16 protein-coding genes are annotated in these 19,045 nt (G+C 66.5%); 5 read left to right on the top strand and 11 right to left on the bottom strand.

Features of this window, described 5'->3' with window-relative positions; all coding sequences use genetic code 11:
* Positions 1 to 1,061 precede the first annotated feature (1,061 nt).
* The 5 genes from G4G93_RS20305 to G4G93_RS20325 all read right to left on the bottom strand — a co-directional run bounded on the left by G4G93_RS20305 (position 1,062) and on the right by G4G93_RS20325 (position 7,196).
* Complete coding sequence (locus G4G93_RS20305) at positions 1,062 to 3,761, bottom strand: DUF5906 domain-containing protein (RefSeq protein ID WP_165086683.1); 2,700 nt, start codon at positions 3,759 to 3,761, stop codon at positions 1,062 to 1,064.
* 66 nt (positions 3,762 to 3,827) lie between these two features.
* Positions 3,828 to 4,316 (bottom strand): hypothetical protein, encoded by a 489-nt coding sequence (locus G4G93_RS20310; protein ID WP_165086684.1) that lies wholly within the window; start codon positions 4,314 to 4,316, stop codon positions 3,828 to 3,830.
* A 252-nt stretch (positions 4,317 to 4,568) separates the two neighbouring features.
* Positions 4,569 to 4,784 carry a hypothetical protein gene (locus G4G93_RS20315; RefSeq protein ID WP_165086685.1) on the bottom strand — a complete coding sequence of 72 codons (216 nt, stop codon included), beginning with the start codon at positions 4,782 to 4,784 and terminating at the stop codon, positions 4,569 to 4,571.
* Between the two features lie 717 nt (positions 4,785 to 5,501).
* Positions 5,502 to 5,732 carry a helix-turn-helix transcriptional regulator gene (locus G4G93_RS20320; RefSeq protein WP_165086686.1) on the bottom strand — a complete coding sequence of 77 codons (231 nt, stop codon included), beginning with the start codon at positions 5,730 to 5,732 and terminating at the stop codon, positions 5,502 to 5,504.
* 264 nt (positions 5,733 to 5,996) lie between these two features.
* Entirely contained in the window at positions 5,997 to 7,196 is a 1,200-nt protein-coding gene (locus G4G93_RS20325) for a site-specific integrase (protein ID WP_165086687.1), read from the bottom strand.
* 329 nt (positions 7,197 to 7,525) lie between these two features.
* Between G4G93_RS20325 and G4G93_RS20330 the strand changes: the two genes are divergently transcribed.
* Entirely contained in the window at positions 7,526 to 8,203 is a 678-nt protein-coding gene (locus G4G93_RS20330) for a spermidine synthase (RefSeq protein ID WP_395413573.1), read from the top strand.
* A 12-nt stretch (positions 8,204 to 8,215) separates the two neighbouring features.
* Here G4G93_RS20330 and G4G93_RS20335 read toward each other — a convergent pair whose 3' ends face one another.
* Positions 8,216 to 8,356, bottom strand: a complete 141-nt coding sequence (locus G4G93_RS20335; RefSeq protein ID WP_165086690.1) for a hypothetical protein — start codon at positions 8,354 to 8,356, stop codon at positions 8,216 to 8,218.
* A gap of 370 nt (positions 8,357 to 8,726) precedes the next feature.
* Here G4G93_RS20335 and G4G93_RS20340 point away from each other — a divergent pair, with 370 nt between their 5' ends.
* Positions 8,727 to 9,752: a helix-turn-helix domain-containing protein gene (locus tag G4G93_RS20340; protein ID WP_165086692.1), complete on the top strand. Its 1,026-nt coding sequence runs from the start codon at positions 8,727 to 8,729 to the stop codon at positions 9,750 to 9,752.
* A gap of 175 nt (positions 9,753 to 9,927) precedes the next feature.
* Here G4G93_RS20340 and G4G93_RS20345 read toward each other — a convergent pair whose 3' ends face one another.
* Both G4G93_RS20345 and G4G93_RS20350 read right to left on the bottom strand, forming a co-directional pair.
* Complete coding sequence (locus G4G93_RS20345) at positions 9,928 to 10,263, bottom strand: hypothetical protein (protein ID WP_395413576.1); 336 nt, start codon at positions 10,261 to 10,263, stop codon at positions 9,928 to 9,930.
* A 130-nt stretch (positions 10,264 to 10,393) separates the two neighbouring features.
* A complete protein-coding gene (locus G4G93_RS20350; protein ID WP_165086693.1) occupies positions 10,394 to 10,717 on the bottom strand; it encodes a hypothetical protein in 324 nt (107 codons plus the stop codon).
* Positions 10,718 to 11,008: 291 nt separating this feature from the next.
* On the opposite strand from G4G93_RS20350, the gene G4G93_RS20355 reads away from it, so the two are divergent.
* Together G4G93_RS20355 and G4G93_RS20360 are read left to right on the top strand one after the other, a co-directional pair.
* The gene (locus G4G93_RS20355) at positions 11,009 to 12,184 is read left to right on the top strand and encodes a multidrug effflux MFS transporter (RefSeq protein ID WP_395409815.1); all 1,176 of its coding nucleotides are present in this window, start codon (positions 11,009 to 11,011) and stop codon (positions 12,182 to 12,184) included.
* 120 nt (positions 12,185 to 12,304) lie between these two features.
* Positions 12,305 to 12,964 carry a transglutaminase-like cysteine peptidase gene (locus tag G4G93_RS20360; RefSeq protein WP_165086696.1) on the top strand — a complete coding sequence of 220 codons (660 nt, stop codon included), beginning with the start codon at positions 12,305 to 12,307 and terminating at the stop codon, positions 12,962 to 12,964.
* Here G4G93_RS20360 and G4G93_RS20365 read toward each other — a convergent pair.
* A complete protein-coding gene (locus G4G93_RS20365; protein ID WP_165086698.1) occupies positions 12,948 to 13,229 on the bottom strand; it encodes a hypothetical protein in 282 nt (93 codons plus the stop codon). The genes G4G93_RS20360 and G4G93_RS20365 overlap by 17 nt on opposite strands.
* A gap of 339 nt (positions 13,230 to 13,568) precedes the next feature.
* On the opposite strand from G4G93_RS20365, the gene G4G93_RS20370 reads away from it, so the two are divergent.
* Positions 13,569 to 14,897: a DUF459 domain-containing protein gene (locus G4G93_RS20370; RefSeq protein WP_246736911.1), complete on the top strand. Its 1,329-nt coding sequence runs from the start codon at positions 13,569 to 13,571 to the stop codon at positions 14,895 to 14,897.
* A gap of 6 nt (positions 14,898 to 14,903) precedes the next feature.
* Here the strand turns inward: G4G93_RS20370 and G4G93_RS20375 are convergent, their stop codons facing one another.
* Together G4G93_RS20375 and G4G93_RS20380 are read right to left on the bottom strand one after the other, a co-directional pair.
* A complete protein-coding gene (locus tag G4G93_RS20375) occupies positions 14,904 to 17,063 on the bottom strand; it encodes a TonB-dependent siderophore receptor (RefSeq protein ID WP_165086699.1) in 2,160 nt (719 codons plus the stop codon).
* Positions 17,064 to 17,579: 516 nt separating this feature from the next.
* Positions 17,580 to 19,004, bottom strand: coding sequence for a glutamate synthase subunit beta (locus tag G4G93_RS20380; RefSeq protein ID WP_165086700.1), 1,425 nt, complete (start codon positions 19,002 to 19,004; stop codon positions 17,580 to 17,582).
* Positions 19,005 to 19,045: the final 41 nt, after the last annotated feature.

The following is a 19,045-nucleotide window of genomic DNA, read 5'->3' on the forward strand; positions in this document are numbered from 1 at the left end:
GGGATCGGCCGGCGCCGCGGGGAGCACGGGGAGCGGCGGCTACAGGCTGCCGGAGCCCCTTCGGTCACCTAGCCCCGGGATTGCCAGCGGCCGACGCCTTGGCGTCCCTGTAGGCGATTAGCAGGGACGGGCCCCCGGCCGTGCAGGAGGCGCACGGGGCCGGCTGCCAGAGCCACCCCGGGAAAAGAATGCCTGAAGCACTGGGCCGGGCGCTGGCGGGCCGCCCTGGCCGCCCCGAGGGCGATCGGCACGGGCGGACCACTCGAACCCGGGGATGGCGGCAGCGCGGGTGAGGCCGACCACGGCGGGAGAATTAACAATGTGAAACGGGCACTCGGGCCGACTAGCGCGCCGGCCAAAGCACTAAGTTAATTCGGCCCTGGGCAGAGCACGGGGTCCGCGGCACCGGGGACCGTCCGGAACATGGGTGGGCCGTCCGGGACATGGGATGACATGGATGACATGGGTCCCAACTTCAGGGCGCCAGCGCCGACAGGCATACAGCGCACCGTTGCCTTCGCACGCGTAGTTTTGCACGTATCATGCTGCGCATCTTCAAATTATCATATATATCAACGCCTTAATAGAAAATACCTATGTCCCGAACCATGTCCCGAACCATGTCACTACCCTAGTCAGACCCTTGTCCCGATCCCTTACGCACCGCCATTATAGCAAATGCCATATCTCTTGCCTGCCGTAATTATCCTGACCGCCTCATAATTATTGCGCCTATCCAGCCCATGCACCCGGATCGGAATTATTTGCGCGATGACAGCCGGACAACGCACGGGGAGGCGCTTAATTAGCTCTTGCACGGGTGTCGGTAGAGCGGGCAGGCGCAGCCGGCTTCCTGGCCGCAGCGCTGGTTAGGGCCGGAGCCGGGATTGAACTCGTGATAGTGGGCGCCTGCCTTAGGGGCGCGACCGGGTGATGGGGTGGGGCGCAGGAGCCTGCCGAAGCGGCGCCGGTGGCCTCGCGGGGCGAGCGGACACCTCCCGCAGTGGTGAGGGCCGCGCCGAGCCCAACAGGCCCGGCGCGGGACCACTCAGCCGTTACCGCTAGTTGTCCCCTTTTGGCCGCGGCGAACCGGAAAAGGCTTCAATATCGTGTTCCGAGGACAAGGGGTGCTGTTTGCGGTCGCGCTCCAACGCCTCAATTAATTCCGCCGAGCGGGCGCTTGCTAATCGAGCAATGAGAGCTTCCGCCTTTTTGAGCACGTAAATTCTTGAGTGCCGGACACTATCCGATCTAATTTCTTTTTGGGCAATCGCATCCCTTGCTAATTGCTTGAGTGCGGCTTGCTCCGGCCCTTTGGGGGCTCTGAGATCATAATTCCTGCGATCGTCCACTACGCCGTGCGTGTTGACATATTCGTTATATGACATCGCAGTCATTACCTCTGCGACTTCTCCGATGGTGAAAATCGAGCGCCCCGCGCGCTGAAATGCCATAAAGGCCGCTGCCATGTGGCGCTCAACCGGGTTTGTTACGCCAGTAATCTGCGCAGCTTTCTTTTCCACCGTGACCGGCGGCGGGAGCGCCACGTTATAGTGGCTGGTATCCCGATCGCGCAGGTAGCGCCAGAACGCAGCTAGCCGCTCGGGGTTTTTCGTGATGGTCGTTAGGCGGGTGTAATACTCTGGCGCCGGCTTATTTTCCAGGGTGATGCCGCATTGATTATAGAAAATGCGCCGGTCGTGTTCCTCGATATGGATTGAATTTTCGTAATTCGAGGTGAGTACAACCCGGGCAAAGTTGCGCACCGTGAGGCTATCGACGCCCTTTTTCTCAATTTGAAAATAATCGGCGTCCGGACCCGGGTCCACGATTTGCTTGAGGGTGGCCGTGACGGCGGCCATGTTTGCCGGGGTGCTTGCCTTGCCGTCCGGAAGCTCTTTGACGGAGATGATCCGGCACCCTTCCACCCGCGCCAGGGCGAAACGGCGGCTGTTCTCGTTGACCAGCTTCGTGCCGTCGATTTGCCCACCCATGCCTTTCCCGATGCCGTCAAACATAGAAATCAACATGTGGGTGTAAATCGACTTGCCCACGCCCGGGAAGCCGACCATGAACAGGAGGTGGCCCGGCCGCTCTCCGGTCTTTACCATGTATGCGAGCGTGTCCAGTTCGTAATCAATGAGACGCTTTTCCGGGAAAAGTCGCCCCATAAAATCAAGAAGGTGCTTCACGTCCTCGCGGGCCTGCCATTTATTCTCCGGCTCTTTTTTGGCGTAGCGGATCACCGGCGAGAGATACCGCATATTGATGTATTGAGTGACGGACCCGTCCAGGTTTTCCTCCACCACAATTTTTCCGCGCTCGGCCCCCGGGTGCCGCGTCTCGCCGCTGAACCAAATGTCCGGGTGGACCGTGCCTAGATCGCGGATGAAATCCCAAAATCCAGCTTCGTTCGAGGGATATTTCTCATGTAGCCGGAGCACCAGGGGCTTGCCCTTGGCATCCTGTGATTTGAATTGCCACCACTTAAGCGCAGCCCATTGGCGCCCGACGTTCGATGCGAGGCGCATTTGCACTTCGCTATTATCCTCTAGCGTGTTTACGTGACCGAAAAAATATTGTTCTGCTACTTCGTCCAGTAGGCGTTCCTTGTCGCTCTTGCGCGCGGACTTGACTACGCGGATTTGCTCGCGCGCCGCCTCCACGTCGTCAGGGAATTCATATTTCGCGGAAACGTAAATCTTGTTACGCCGAAACATCGCGTCCAGCGAATGCCGGCCGACGCGCTGGCCGCGGGACAGCGAATTCCAAACCTTGTCGAAATACTCGGGCGAGCACCAGTCTTCGTCCTGGCACGCCCACTCGCGGATATCGTCTTCGTGGGCCTCGGCCTCAGACCCGAGCGCAGCCCGGATGGCGGCCACGGCCTGCACGAAGTCGTCACGGAACGGGAAGCGGTTCCGGTCGCTGTTCGGCATCCGGTCCAGGCCCTCCAGGATAGCGTCCACCGGCATAACCGGGTCCAGGTCGGAATAGTCCTGTTCGGCAACGTCCCCGCCGCCCGCTTTCGAGGCGTGGAGGATTTCGCCCCCGGCGGCCTTAAGCTCCTCGGTGAAGACTTCCAGGAAGGCGCCGACGCCCTTGTTATCGAGCGGTTCGAGCGTGCCGCGCTCCAACAGGGTGGCGACGTGCCAATCGGCCTCCCAATCGTACAAATCGCCGTCCGGGTGGATGCCGGCGGCGACGTATTGATTGCCAAAGCCGATAATATCGAGCCCGTGAGGCTTCGCGCTCGGGTCGTCCCCGGCGAGGCGGTATTTGATGAACCGCGTTTTTACCGCGTTCTCCGGCTGGTCCGCCGGTGGGCCCTGGAATGCGTAAAGCGCCCGGTCGTTATCACCACGACGGCGCACCGCATATTGAGCATCGTCCCCGAACGCCCGAATAAGGGCACGGTCCACCAGCCGCCGCGCCTCGGGCGACATGGCGTCGGAATCGATGCCGGGCAGGTACGCGCCGCAAATCCCCACATTCGGCGTAGGCCATGACGCTGCCGCTTTGATGTCCCCCGACGACAGACCGTCACGGGTGACCGTGCCGCCGAGCCCGGTCCAATCCCGGGTTTTTGGATTGTAGCGCCCCGGTGCCTTGCCTAGGGACTTTTCCTCAAGCAACCCGTTCGCGGAAATCATCGCATCAACAGGCGCGATCGGGAGGAGCCAACGGGCATCCATGCCGGCGTCGCGAAATCGTTTGGACGCCTCGCCGAAATTCGGCGTTGACTTTGTATCGGCTTTCATTATTTTCATCTCGCTTAGAGTTAGAGACGGGGGCGCTATCCTGGCGGGTGTGCCCCCGTTTCATTTTCAGGCATCGCCCGGGATCAGCTTGGCCTTCAGGACAGCGAGCAATCGACCCTTACGCTGTTCAATATCGCTTGTTTTCACGCCGGGTAGTCGCTGCATTCTTCCGCTTGAAGCAATAACTAGGTCGATAAATGGGTCCAAATCAGGACATATGGCAAACAATAAAACCTGAGCGTCTGGCAATTCTTCGAACCAGTTTAGATTTGCATCTTGGTTTTTACCCAATCTGCGATCTCTTGCCGCTTTAGCTTCTTCAAAACTACGCAATGCTGCATTATATCCAGCAACTCCAATATTATAACTTGCATATTTAGAATTGTATTTTTCAATTTTTATGATGGCTTCGCGAATATCGTCTTGTAAATTATAAATATATTTTCCTTGCTCATACATCTTCGTTATTCCTTGTTTCTCGTTTAGACGTGGAGAGGGGAAGCTTGCGCGCGGAATGAGCATCGCGCCGAGGTGCTTGGCGCTCGCAACAGCCATAAGCGCCTCGGAACGCCGCGGGCCCGTCCATAACAATTTGTTACGGGAATACCCTGCAAGCACCCAATAGTAAATCAGCCTTGACCCGGAGTCTACATCTTCCACAGTGGTATCAACTGCTAATGGCAATTTAAATTAGGATGCGTATCGTCTGCGGATAAATGGGGAATTTTGATTTCGCGACTTTCGTAATTGGATAAATGCAAAGGGCGCCCGTGGGCGCCCCGACAAATTGCTTGATCGAGTGATGCGCTACGCGCGAGGCGGCAAGGGAATTGGCAGCCACGCGACGGGTTCGCCGGCCCGGTAAGCCGTTATCCGGTCCACCGCCATCATCGCGGTTACGCCCTCGGGAAGCTCTGTCGTCATCACGACAGGCACGCCGCCGATTTCCCGCACGGTTGCCGTTCGGATTCCCTTGGCGGCGATCCTTGCAAGCGCGCGGGCGATCATCTCGGCGTCCAGCACCTCCCGAGGCTTCCCCACGCCCACCGCCACGTCCGCAGTCGCGGCCCGTGCCCTTTTCCGGGCTCCCGGGCCACCTCCTGCGGAACAGGGCTGTCGCGCCCCGCTGATGGGCGAGTTTCGGATAGACCGGCACCGTGGCCCTGTTAATTGTGATTTGGCTTTATCCTCGGCGCACGATGAATCGTTGTTGCGCGCATGCGAAACCGACGCTTTCATAAGCGTAGCCCTTCCTTGCTTTCCCAAGGTTGCGGTTAGAGCCGTCGCGACGGTCGCAACGTCGTGGCGGCTCGTTATGTGAACCTCCCGCCTCAGGCGGGGTCTTCGTCGCCCTTTACGCTGTCCAGGCAGCTGAGGGCGTCCAGGGGCGAAATCCGTGCCCCGTGGGATCCACCTTCGAACGGAACGATGCCCTGGCTGCCAAGACGGGCCGCAGAGAGCCGCCGGTAGCGCACCGGGGTTGCCGCGGGACGCTGGCGCAGGTGGTCGGGAGCCGCGCCGTAGGGGCGTTATAGGGAGGCAACGAGGGCCCTTCAGCCCTGAGGGTGGATCGGTGACCTTGGGCAGCGCATTGCACAGGCCTATCGGGACAGCCGCCTCGCCCGCGATGTCAGCTATCTCGCGCCCCGTGCTCTCGCCCCTGCCGCAATGCATAGCGGGGACTGCAAGCGCTTCTTTATAACAAACACCGATAAGCACTAATTGCTTGATGCTTGCCCGTCAGTACCCGCTGCGCTGAGAATTGAATTCAATCAACGTTCCAAGTTTCCAGCCGACTTTTCTGCCATTTAATTTGACAGGCGCAGGCACTCTTTTAGCTCGGTACAGCCGACGCCAATGGGGAAGGGAATAATTGCAGAACGATGCTGCTTCGGCCGCCCCGACGATGCGGTTCATCGCGATTTGAGAGGCCACCTCTCTCGGCAGATCGTCCAGATATGAATGAGCCATGTAGACGCCTCGGAGCTTCCGCGTGCAAGCGGGACGCTGAAGGCCTATCAGGGATCATGTGGCATCGCAACGGTAGACTGTTGTCTTGATACAACTCTCTAACGGCTAATCTGATTTCAGATTGTCAAATCTTGTACTGCGACCTTCGATTTCCCTGATATAGATGCCGTTGAATTTTGCGGGGCACTGCCGCGAAATCACAATGCCCCGGAATCGAGTTGGTGAAAATGCAATGACGGCGGCATTCGACGCTTCCGCTGTTACTCATTTCGAAACAAGGCCCACAATATGCTCGGACCAGCGCACCAACGCTTGCCGCTTTTCGGTGGCATACGACGCGCGATTGTAAACACCTGCCACACCCATTTTAGCCGGCCCGGTGACGTGATTTACGACGGCTTCGACCACATGCGGCATAACTCCAAGATGCTCGTTCATGTGCGTCACCATCGTGCGCCTCAGGTCGTGAAGGCGCCACGGAGAAACCGCTGCACTCTTTTTCTCTGGGTGTTTTCCCTGGACGGAGGAAATCCGCTTATCGAGAGATGCTTTGGATTTCGACCATCCCTGAAATCCGCCCTCCCCGTCGCCGAATATGTGATCCCGCCCCGACCGCTCGGCCGTGCCTTCGATGATTGAGAGTGCCGACCGAGACAGCGGTACGTCGTGGGGTAGACCGTTTTTCGTGCGCTCGGGTGGCAAACTCCACATCGCCTTGGCTCGGTTGATTTCGGACCAGCGCATGGCGCCGACTTCCTCCCGACGCTGCCCGGTAAGCAGGAGAAGGCGGACAATGCGCCCATGATCGTCGTCTCGGCACGATGCCCACACGGCTGCAATTTCCTCGTCCGAGAGCACGCGCTTGCGGCTTACCTCCTCAATCGCCTTGCCCGTTGCCGTGACCGGGTTTACGTCCACATCGCCCTGACGCATCGCCCACGTAAACATGGCGGACAACGATGCGCGGGCACGGTTTGCGGAGTAGGGCCCGTGTTTCGCGGCGATGTCATTCATGCATGCTGCCACGTTGGCCCGAGCGATTTTGTGAATTGGCAATTCTCGCAAATCGGCCCAATGCCGGTTCAAATGGCGCTCGGCTTCCTCATAAGTTTTTTCGCGCAACCTGGATTTGGCCTGCGCAAGGTAGCGTGTCGCGACGGTGCCCATCGTGACGGCGGCGCGTGCTCGGGCTTCCGATTTTTCGGCCTGCGGGTCCTGCCCGAGATGCACCTTGGAGAGCGCTTCCCGGGCGCGCTTACGGGCTTCGTCAAGGTCCACGGTTTCCACGGTCCCGAGCGTAATGCGCCGCTGCTTCGCTCCAATCCGGTACTGCGCAATCCACGTCCTCTTTCCGCCCTGACGGATGCGAATTCCGAAACCCGGCATGGCTTCGTCAAATTCGATGATTTCGCTCTTGCCCTCGGGCAGTGAAAGGCGGGCGACATTCGGTCGGGTGAAGCGCATAAGGGCTCTCGGCTGGGAAGCTGATGGGAAGCACGGTCCTGCTTCCCAGCGATCTCCCGGGATCACATAAATCAGAAGGTATCGAGCTAAGGCCCTGAGATGCAATACCTTGTGCAGCTTCCCGATCCGTTATGCTCCCTATGAACCCCTGCTTCGTAATGAGGGGGTCGGGGGTTCGAATCCCTCTTGCGGCACCACTCTCCTCCCCCGACAAGCGAACGGATCAGGTGCCTCGCGGCTCACGCGCGAGGCTGTGTCCGTCCCTCCCCCGGCAGAGCGATCAACCGATGCGGCGTTCCCTCGCACCCGGCGCGTCCGAGGCGGCGCGGCTGGCCTCCTGGACCGAACTCGAGACCGGCCCGATCCCCGGCCGGGACGGCTGCCTGCGCTTGGTGCGGCGCGGCGACGAGTTCCTGATCGCGGTCGACGGGATGGAGCTCATGGGCAGCCATCGCAGCGGCTCGGAGCGGGAGCTCGCAGCGCTCGCCTGTGCGGCTCTGCGCGACCAGGAAAGCCCGCGCGTGCTGATCGGCGGGCTCGGCATGGGCTTCACCCTGCGGGCGGCCCTCGGGGCGCTCGGACCGCAGGCCCGGATCGTGGTGGCCGAGCTCGTGCCGGCGGTGGTGGCCTGGGCCCGCGGCCCGCTCGCCCATGTCTTCGGCGGCTGCCTCGACGACCCGCGGGTCGAGATCCGCGAGGGCGACGTCAACCGGGTGATCCAGTCCGGGCCGGAAGCCTGGGACGCGATCCTGCTCGACGTCGATAACGGCCCGCGCGGCCTGGTCAGCCGGGGCAACGACCGGCTCTACGATTCCTGGGGCCTGAAGCGGGCCCGCTGGAGCCTGCGGCCGGGCGGCGTGCTCGGCGTCTGGTCCGGCTGTCCGGACCGGAAGTTCAAGGCCCGGCTGCGGCGCACCGGCCTTTCGGTGACGGAGCACCGCATCCGCGCCGAACGCCGCGGACGCACCCCGCACGTGGTCTGGATCGCGACGCGCCCCCCCGCGTGAGGCCCGACGGGCTCAGGATGCGATAAGCAACGGCGCCGCGACCACCAGGGTGATGGCGAGGACGAGCGCGAGGCTCAACACGACGGAGGCGAGGCGCCCGGCGCCCCCGGGCAGGTCCTTCGCGGGAATGATGTCGAAACCTGACCCGACCATGATGATACGACGCGCTGCCGAACAGAAACTCTATCGTGTCGTAGCATACTTGGCACGCGATGGTGCGACGGGATGAGGCTCAGCGTCTCGTATCCCTGTTCGGGCGTCTCATCGTGTCTAGCTGCGCGCCGTTCTTCGCCGAAGCGGACAATCCCGACCTCCGCCGGCCCGCCCCGCAATCGATCGTCGCTCGAACGACCGGCCCGGCCGTGAGCGGAAAAGACGCTCATGGTCTTTCATCGCGGATTGACGCCAGGACGGCGATCTCGCATCGCGCGTACCAGATCGGTGACCCCGCGGTCGCCCGTCCCCGTGCCGGTCCGTCCCGGTGCACGAGGCGGTCGCGAAGGGTGAGGCGGACACTGTCGCGATGTCGAACCAGGACACGACCGATTTCAGGCTCGAGCGCCTCGCGGCCGAACAGCGCTTCGCCCTCTGGCACGATCTGGTGCAGCCGTTGTTCCGGGTCAGCCTCGAGGAGCGCTCCGCGGCGGGGTTCCAGGCCGAGGTACGGGCGGTACCCGTCTCCGATGCCCTTTTGACGACTTGCTCCTCGCAGGCCCAGTCTTTCGAGCGCAGCCTGAGCGACGTCCGCAGCTCGGGCTGGGACCACGTCGTGATCCAGCATTACGTCAGCGGGGGATTCACGGGCCTGTGCGGCGACCGGAGCGTCACGGTCGAGGCGGGCGACATCAACATCCTCGACCTGAACCGCACCCTCCGCACGCGGGCGACGGATTTCTCCAACTTGACCCTGGTCCTGCCGCGGGACCGGCTGGCGCTGGCCGGATCGCACGACCTGCACGGGCGGGCGATCGGGCGGGGCAGCGCGCTGGCGGCGGTGATCGGCGGCCATCTGCGCAGCCTCGCCGAGCACGCCCCCTCGCTGTCGCCGGTCGAGGCGAGCACCGCCCTGGAAGCCCTGTGCCTGATGCTCTCGGGCAGCGATCTGCGGGAGGCCGATCCCCTGGTGCGCGCATCCGCCGGCGCCAGCGTCCACGAGCGGATCTGCGCCTACATCGACCAGCACCTCGACGATCCGACGCTCAGCCCCGCCGCCATCGCGGCGGCCTGCCGGGTGTCGCGGGCGAGCCTCTACCGGCTGTTCGGCTTCGACGGCGGCGTCATGGCCTACATCGCCGGGCGCCGGCTCGACCGTGCCTTCACGGCGCTGAGCCGGCCGGAGGCCGAGCGCAGCAGCATCGCGCAGGTGGCCTACCGCAGCGGCTTCTCCAGCGAGACCCATTTCAGCCGCTCGTTCAGGAGCCGGTTCGCGATGTCCCCGCGGGATGCCCGCCGCCTCGCCCACGGGGGCCTGCACCCGGTCGGCGCGACGCCGGGCGTCGGCCCGCGCGACTGGGTGCGCACGATGCACCGGCTTCGCGAGACCCTGTGACCGGCCTCCGGACGATCGCTCCCGGAGCTTGCATCGCCAGCCAGCGACGGCGGAGCGTTGCCCCGCACGCCTGAGCGGCGGCGATGTCCGCATCGCGAAAGCGATCGCGCGGCCGTCGCCCGGCGATCGATCGGACCTCGTATGATCGGGCGCAGCCCCTCGGTGCTCCGGACGGTCAGGGCAGGGCGCCGATCCGCTCCTTGGCGCGGGTCATGGTGTCCTCGCAGGCGCGCTCGTCGCCGGCGCGGTCCTGCTCGCGGGCCTTGGCGATGAGGTCACGCGCCTCGGCGATCCGGCCGGCATTCGGCGCCGTGGCGGGATCGCTCGGCTCGCCGGCGGGCGGAGCCGGCAGCGCCTTGGGCGAGCCCTGCGTCGTCGGCGTGCTGCCGGTGACCGCGGCGGCGCCCGGGCTCTCGAGCCGGCGCTCGATCGTGGCGATCTGCTCCGCGCACGGCGTCGCGGCGGCGGCGGTGGCGAGGAGCGGGATCAGGAACGATGCCCCGATCAGCATGGCCCGCATGGTGGTGTCCTCCTGCTGCAACGACCGCCTCGTGGCGGGCGGCAGCAGGAAACCTCCCGCCGGCGGCACCGGTTCGCCACCGGGACAGCGGCGCCGATGTCGCATGCCGGCGCGGCCGCGCTCAGCCCCGGTCGCCGCGCGCCGCCGCCTGGACCAGCCGCAGCGCCTCGCGACGGGTTTCGGGATCGGTGATCCGGCTGAAGGCCCGCAGCAGCTCGAGCGCCTGGGCCTCGATCTCCAAGCCTGCCTGCACGATGCTTGCCTGCACGATGCCGGGCGGCACGGGCTCCTGCAGGCCGCCGGACCCGGCGGCCGGGTCGATCACCACACCGAGCAGGGTCTCGATCTCGCGCAGGCGGCGCGCCGACAGGCTCCCCCCGGGCACGGTCCCGTCGCCGTGGGAGGATCGCAGCCGTTTGCCGGGATCGAACACACCATCGGACATCCGTCCCTCCCGTCCTTCGAGCCGCGTCGCGCGGGGTACGCCCCCGGGGCTCGCGCCCGCTCCGTCGAGACACAGATTATTGTCCTATTCGTTCGCAGACAAACAAGAACGATAAGGTTACCCACTCCGGTGAACGCCTGTTTCCGGGGGCCGGCCGAGCGGCGCCGGCAGCAAGGCCCAGCCATTCCCGCCCGGCATGTCTCCCGCGAGCGGCCCGCCTTACACAGGTCGGGCCCCGCTCCGGGGCGCCCTCCTCAGCCCTCCAAGGACCGTGAGCGGACGGAAGCACCGATGAAGATGTCACGAGAGCTGTCCGCCCAGGCGTCGCTGCCGCTCCTCGTCGCGGTGACGATGACCGGGACGGTGGCGCTGCACATCTTCGTGCCGGCGCTCGCCGCGGCGGCGGCCGATCTCGGCACCACGCCGGTCGCCGCGCAACTGACGATCACCCTTTACCTCGTCGGCCTCGCCTGCGGGCAACTGGTCTACGGACCGCTCTCGGACCGGTTCGGCCGGCGCCCGGTGCTGATCGCCGGCCTGTCGCTCTACCTCGCGGGCCTGCTGCTCGCGATCCCCGCCACATCGATCGAGGTGCTGATCGTCGCCCGGGTGCTGCAATCGCTCGGGGCCTGCGGCTCCCTCGTCCTCGGCCGGGCGATGGTGCGCGACGTCTCGACCGCGACCGACGCCGCCCGCAAGATCGCGATCCTCACCATGGCGATGACCCTGACCCCGGCGCTCGCGCCGGCGATCGGCGGCCTCGTGAACGGCGCCTTCGGCTGGCGGGCGGTGTTCGTGGTGCTCGCCGCCCTGGTGGCGGGCCTCGGCGCCCTGGTGGTGCTGACCCTGCCGGAAACCAACCGGCGACCAGTGGCGCTTCCCGGGATCGGCGCGGTGGCGGGGGCCTATCTGCGGCTCCTGCGCAACCCCGCCTACCGGGCCTACATGACCGCCGGGGCCTGCGCCGGCACCAGCCTCTACGCCTTCCTGGCGGTGGCGCCGTTCCTCCTCGTCGATCGGCTCGGCCGCTCGTCGCAGGAGGTCGGGCTCGACTGCCTGATCGTGGTGGCCGGGATGGTGGTGGGCTCCGCGCTCGCCGGGCGCCTCGCCGGCCGGGTGCCGATCCGACGCGCGGCGAAGGCCGGCAACGGCCTGTGCCTCGCCGCCGCCCTGGCGCTGCTGGCGATCGACCGCAGCGGGTCGCTCACCGTCGCGACGCTGCTGGCGCCGCTCGTGCTCTACGCCGTCGGCATCGGGCTCCTCGGGCCGAATGCGGTAGCGGGCCTGATGAACGTCGATCCCCATGCCGCCGGCTCCGCCTCGAGCCTCTACGGCTTCATGCAGATGGCGCTCGGCGCCCTGTTCACCCTGGCGGTCGCCACCTGGCACGACGGCTCGGCGACCCCGGTGGCCGTCACGCTGCTGGCGGCGTCGGTGATCGCCGCCCTGTCCCTGCGGCGGGTCTGAGCCTCATGCGCGGCCCCTGTGAACACGCGTTAACCTTTTCTTAACTCGGCCGTTGCCCCGGCGGACCCGGCGTGCGACCAACTCGTTAACGAGAGCTTAACGGTTGCGGGTGCGGGTCGGATGCGTATCGCGGGTCGCCGGAATGGAATCGGAATCGTCGCGCATTCGGCGGCCGTCGCCGCGGCCGTCGCCGTCGCCCTCCTCGCCCCGGTGAGCGGGGCCGGAAGCCAGACCCTGGCGGCGCTTCCCGCCGTCACCATCCCGGCCGCCCCGGTCGGCGAGGCCCGGCCGGTCCCGGCCTGGACCGAGTTCTGCGCCCGCTACGCGTCGGAATGCGCGGTCGACCCGAGCGAGCCGGCCCAGGTCACCCTCACCCCGCGGCTGTGGCAGACGGTCACCGGCATCAACCGCCAGGTCAACACGTCCCTGCGCGCGGTCACCGACATGGACCACTGGGGCGTACCGGACCGGTGGGACCTCGCCGAGGACGGCTCGGGCGATTGCGAGGACTTCCAGCTCCTCAAGCGCAAGCTGCTGGCCCAGGCCGGGCTGCCGCGGCGCGCGATGCGGATGACGGTGGTGATCGACGAGAAGGGCGAGGGCCACGCCGTGCTGATGCTGCGCACCGACCGCGGCGATCTGGTCCTCGACAACAAGACCAGCGCCGTGCTGCCCTGGCACAAGACCGGCTATACCTACATCAAGCGCGAGGGGGACGAGGGTGCGCGCTGGGTCTCCCTCGGCCGGGCGGTCTCGCCGGTCGTCACCGCGAATCGCTGAGGTCGGAGCCGTAGCGGGCGTTCAGCGCGTCGCTCGCCAGCTCGGCACTGCCGTTCGCCCAGGGCATCGCCAGGACCACCCTGACGCCGGGTGCGGGTGCCGGCGCGGCCGGCCGCGCCAGACGCGCGGCGATCGGCACCGGGTCGAGCGCCGGTCGCAAGGTCACGGCCGCCGCCTCCTGGCCGCCCCGGTGCAACAGCACGCCCGCCCCGATCGCCGTGATGAGCGCGGCCTGGACGCCCAGCCGCCCTACAGTCCGAATCATGTGACGCACTCGCCTGATATGCGGCGACTGTGGTTATGAGTCCGTCGCTCGCCTTCGACCATCCTCGACCGGCGTCGCTTAACGGGTGGTCGTCATTCCGTCGGACGTCCTCATCGAAGACCGGCGAGTTCCGGCGATGCTGAACGGAGGTTTTACACTGTCTTTCATCATCCCATAACCTTGACGGACGACGAAGACGCAGCCTCGTCCCGGGCGCGGGTGGGAACAGGCCCGTCGCCGCGCTATAACTCCGGCGATGCGCATGCGGAGCGAGCCGGGGTGATGCGGATGGATCGGCCGACGGGACGGACGCTGTCGCGCCTCCTGATGAGGAGCCTCTTGGGGGGTTTTCTGGGAAGCCTGCTGGCGGGGCTCGTCGCGCCGGACGCGGCGCGGGCGCAATATTACGACGGCTACGGCTATCGCCGCGCGCCCGCCGCCCGGCCCGCTCCCGAGCCGCAGCGGCAGTTCTTCTGGCCGTGGGAGGACCGCCCCGCGGTCCAAGCCCCGCCCCAGGATTACGGCCAGCCCGCTCCGCGCAGCGCCTACCGCACCCCCCGCCCGCGGCGGGAGCGGGAGAGGGAGCGGGAACGCGAGGTGGTGCGCAGCCGCGAGGGACGCTCGGTGCAGCGGCCGAAGCCCCGCCCCGCTCCGGTCGTGGCGCGCCCCGCCGCGCCCAAGCCCAAGACCGACCCACACACGCAGATCGCGGTGTTCGGTGATTCCCTCGCCGACCTGCTGGGTCAGGGCCTCGACACCGTCTACGAGGCGAATCCGGACGTGGTGGTGATCCGCCGCGCCAAGGGCGACAGCGGCCTCGTGCGCAAGGACGTGGTCGACTGGCCGAAGGCGGCGGAGGACTATCTCAAGGCGAACCCGAAAGTGTCCTACGCCGTCGTGATGATCGGCGCCAACGACCGCCAGCCCCTGCGCGACGGCGACCAGACCCTCGATCCCCTGAGCGAGCGCTGGCGCGCCGTCTACCGCGACCGGGTCGACGCCTTCCTGAAGGTCTTCACCGACCGCAAGGTGCCGGTGGTCTGGGTCGGCGAGCCGCCGATGAAGAGCGACACCCTGTCGGCCGACATCACCTCGCTCAACGAGATCGCCCGCGACCGGGTGCAGCGCGCCGGCGGCGTCTACGTCGACATCTGGCCGGCCTTCGTCGACGAGAACAACCGCTACGCCGCGAGCGGGCCCGACCTCGAGGGGCAGCCGGCGAAGTTGCGCACCGCCGACGGCGTGCACTTCACCCAGGCCGGCGCCCGCAAAGCGGCGCATTTCGCCGATGTCGAGATCAGGCGGCTGATCGAGGCGAAGGGCGGCACCCCTGCCCTGCCGGACGCGGTGTCCTCCCTCACCCCGGAGGCGCCGCCGGCCGCCGGCCTGCCCAAGCTCGACGACGACGCGGCGATCGACCGGCTGATTACCGCGATGCTGCCGAGCCTGCCGGAGCCGCCGGGCATCCCGGCCCTGCCGGTCAAGCCCGCCGCCGGCCCGGTCCTGCCGCTGACCCGCAACGAGGTCGCGCCCGGCGGCGGGCTGGTCACCGGCCGGCCCCGGGTCGAGGGCGATGCCGGCTACACCCTGGAGCGCAGCCTGACCCGCGGCGTGGCGCCTCCGCCCCAGCCCGGCCGGGCGGACGATTTCCGCTGGCCGCGGGGGTAGGCGGGGTTACAACCGCGCCGTGATCGTCGCCAGCACCGAGAACGGCGCCCCCGGGATGTTGTTGAATTGGTTGAACGGCGCCTCGATGTAGCGCGCGTTCGTCAGGTTCTTCAGGTTCAGCGAGAACCGCGCGTGCTCGTTGAGGTCGTAGAACACCGCCGCATCGACCCGGGTATAGGCACCGACCTTGTAGGTGTTGGTGATGTCGCCGAAACGCGAGCCGACATGGGTCACGCCGGCACCGAGTCCGAGGCCGCGCCAGGCCCCCTCCTCGATCTGGTAGGTGGTCCAGACGCTGCCGCTGAACTGGGGCGCCCCGTCGAGCCGGTTGCCGACCGGGATGATGAGGTCGCGCGATACCCGGGCATCGGTGTAGCCGACGCCGCCGATGACCTTCCAGCCCGGCAGGATCGTTCCGGCGAGGTCGGCCTCGACGCCCTTCGAGCGCTGCTGCCCGGTGATGATCGAGAAGCCGGTATTGACCGGGTCGTTGGCCGCGACGTTGTTGCGGGTGATGTCGAACACCGAGGCGGTCAGGCTCAGGTCCGGGGAGAGGTCGAACCGGGTCCCGACCTCGATCTGCTCGCCGGTTTCCGGCGGCGGGTTGGCGACGCCGTAGAAGTTGGCGGTCTGCGGCTTGAACGACGTCGAATAGCTCGCATACAGCGCGAGCGGCTCGGCGATGCGATAGATCAGGCCGATCCGCGGCGACACGCCGGAGAGTTCCTGTTCCGGTGGGATCGTCCGCGAGGTCGGCGTGCGGCTGAAGTAGAACTGCGATCCGGTATCGTAACGGATGCCGAGCAGGAGTTGCAGGCCGTAGCCGAGATCGATCTGGTCCTGGGCGTAGAGCCCGGTCAGCTCGGTCTTCTGCTTCAGGTCGCTCTGCAGAGACAGGGGGCCCGGCAGGGCGAGGCCCGGGACGGGGTTGGCGAAGCTCACGGAGGCGAGCGGCCCCTGATTGGTGACGGCGCGCCGGTAGCCGTTGACGTACTCGACCCCGACGAGCGCCGTGTGGCGCAAGCCCAGCCAGTCGAACTTGGCCACCAGCTCGGTCTGGCTGTCGACGGTCGCATAGGTCGAGGTGGTCGCCGTGGTGCGGCGGGAGACGGTGAGCCCGTTGGCCGAGACGCCGGCGGCCCGCGCCGCGAGGGCGTCGAAGCTGCCGCTCTGGGCATTCAGCACCTGACGCAGCATCAGGTGCTCGTTGAAGTCGTGCTCGACCTTCAGCGTGCCGAAATTGGCGTTGGCGTTGTAGCGCGAGAACGGCTCGCCGTAATAGCGCGAGATGTTGTCGAGCGGCACGCGGCCGTTCCGGGCGATCAATCCCTCGTCGTAGACGGTATCCTGCCGGGTGAACTCGCCGATGAACGAGACCCGGGTATCCGGGCTCGGATTCCAGCTGAAGGCCGGCGCGATGAAGAAGCGGGAATTGTCGCGGTCGGCGAGATTGCGAAAAGTTGGGTCGACCTGCGTCCCGAAGCTCAGGCGGGCGGCAAGCCCGTCGGCCCCCGGCACCGGCCCGGAGACCGAACCCTGCACCCGACGGAAACCGAAGCTGCCGCCCTGGACGCTGGCATCGGCCGTCGGCACCAGGCTCGGCTGGCGGGTGACGATGTTGATGACGCCGCCCGGATCGCCGCGGCCGTAGAGCACCGAGGCCGGCCCCTTCAGCACCTCGATCCGCTCGACATCGGCGAGGTCGCGCTGCACCGGGTAGAAGGTATTGGCCTGGTTCATGAACACGCCGTCGATGGCGTAGGTCTGGGTCCGGAAGCCGCGGATGATGAAGGTGTCGCTGCGCCCCTGGATGCTGCCACCCGGCTGCACGTTGCTGACGTTGAACAGCGCGTCGGCGAGGCGCGTCTCCGCACGATCGACGATGACTTCCCGCGGCACGATGTTGACGGTCTGGGGCAGGTCGCGCAAAGCCGTGTCGGTCTTGGTCGCGGTGGCGCTGCGGGTCGCCCGGTAGCCCTGGACCGGGCCGGTGGCGGTCTCCCGGAAGGCCGGCGCACCGGCCACCGTGATCGTATCGAGCGCGATGGCCTCGCCGGCCTCCTGGGCCGCCGCGCCGCTCAGGCCCAGAACCGGCGCCGCGCCTGCGAGCAGGGCGAGGAGCAGCGGCGAGCGGCGCCGACGGGCGGGGGGGAGCGTTGAGCGCACAGGAACCTCGGGCGGAAGAAGCGGCTTCTCGCGGCGTAATCGCCCGGTCCCGGGCAATCAATCACCCGATCACGGCAAGTTCTGGAACGATTCCACGCACTGTCGCAATCGGCTGTCGTGTTGCCTTTGCGCATCTTCCGCAATGTTCGCGAACGCTAACAAACGGCGGATCAGACAGCAGATCGGACTTGAATTAGAATAGATCGAGTGAACTGCGATCGGTCGCGGGCGATGATGTCGGGGGCAATCGGGCGCGTGACCTCGGCATTCGCCTGCGCCCATCCCCGGCCGGCGCGAGGTGGTCGGGCGAAGGACGGGCACGGTTTCGCGCTCTCCCCACGAGAGCAGGGCTGTCCGCGGGGAGACAGGAAGAGCGGCGCCCATCCTGCCCTAGCGACGCCCGAGCACCCTGCCACCCGGGAACGGCAACGGGACCCGCCCCGGCCGGAGCGGATCCCGTTGCCTGTCGTCGAATCCGGTACGGCAAGGACCGATCGTCCTCGCCGACCCCCGCCGTCAGAGCGGCAGGGTCGTCGCACCCATCAGCGCCTCGTCGATGGAGCGGGCGGCCTGCCGGCCCTCGCGGATCGCCCACACTACCAGGGACTGGCCGCGGCGCATGTCGCCGGCGACCCAGACCTTGTCGGTCGAGGTGCGGTACTGGGTGTCGTCGGCGAGCACGTTGCCGCGCTTGTCGCGGGCTACGCCGGATTCCTCCAGCAGGCCCGTGGCCACCGGGCCGGCGAAGCCGATCGCCATGAAGACGAGGTCGGCGGGCAGCAGGAACTCGGAACCGGCGATGGGCTTGCGCGCCTCGTCGACCCGGGCGCAGACCACGCCCTTCACCTTGCCCTTCTTACCCTCGATGCGGAGCGTCGCGGCCTGGAACTCGCGCTCCGCGCCTTCCGCCTGGCTCGACGAGGTCCGCATCTTGGTCGCCCAGTAGGGCCACACGGTCAGCTTGTCCTCGCGCTCCGGCGGGCGCGGGCGGATGTCGAGCTGGGTGACCGAGAGGGCGCCCTGGCGGAAGGCGGTGCCGACGCAATCCGAGGCCGTGTCGCCGCCGCCGATCACCACCACGTTCTTGCCGGCGGCGACGATCGGCTCCTCGGCCGTGGCCGCCTCCTGACCGACGCGGCGGTTCGATTGGACGAGGTAGGGCATGGCGAAATGCACGCCCTCGAACTCCTGGCCCGGCAGGCCGGGATCGCGCGGGGCCTCGGCGCCGCCGGCGAACAGCACGGCATCGAACTCGTTGTGTAGGCTGGCGAAGGAGCGGGTGACGCCGATATTGACGCCGTAATGGAATTGCACGCCTTCGGCCTCCATCTGCCGCACCCGGCGGTCGATGTGGCGCTTCTCCATCTTGAAGTCGGGGATGCCGTAGCGGAGCAGGCCGCCCGCCTTCGGCTCGCGCTCGAAGACGTGGACATCGTGGCCGACGCGGGCGAGCTGCTGGGCCGCCGCGAGGCCGGCCGGACCCGAGCCGATCACCGCCACCTTCTTGCCGGTCTTCACCGCGGCCGGCTCGGGCACGACCCAGCCCATGGTCCAGGCCTTGTCGGCGATCGCCTGCTCGATGGTCTTGATCGCGACCGGCTGGTTCTCGAGGTTGAGGGTGCAGGCCTCCTCGCAGGGTGCGGGGCAGATGCGGCCGGTAAATTCCGGGAAGTTGTTGGTGGAGTGCAGGTTGCGCGCCGCCTCCTCCCAATCCGCGTTGTAGACGAGGTCGTTCCAGTCCGGGATCTGGTTGTGGACCGGGCAGCCGGTCGGGCCGTGGCAGAACGGGATGCCGCAATCCATGCAGCGCGCCGCCTGCTTCTTCAGGTCGTGCTCGTCGAGTGGCAGGGTGAATTCGAGGAAGTGGCGCACGCGGTCGGCCGCGAGCTGATACTTCTGCTCCTGCCGGTCGAATTCGAGGAAGCCTGTGACCTTGCCCATCGGTAGCGTGCTCAGTTCGTGAAGTGATCGGGCCGGCGGCG

The sequence above is a fragment of the Methylobacterium sp. DB0501 genome (assembly GCF_011043735.1).
Taxonomy (GTDB): Bacteria; Pseudomonadota; Alphaproteobacteria; order Rhizobiales; family Beijerinckiaceae; genus Methylobacterium; species Methylobacterium alsaeris.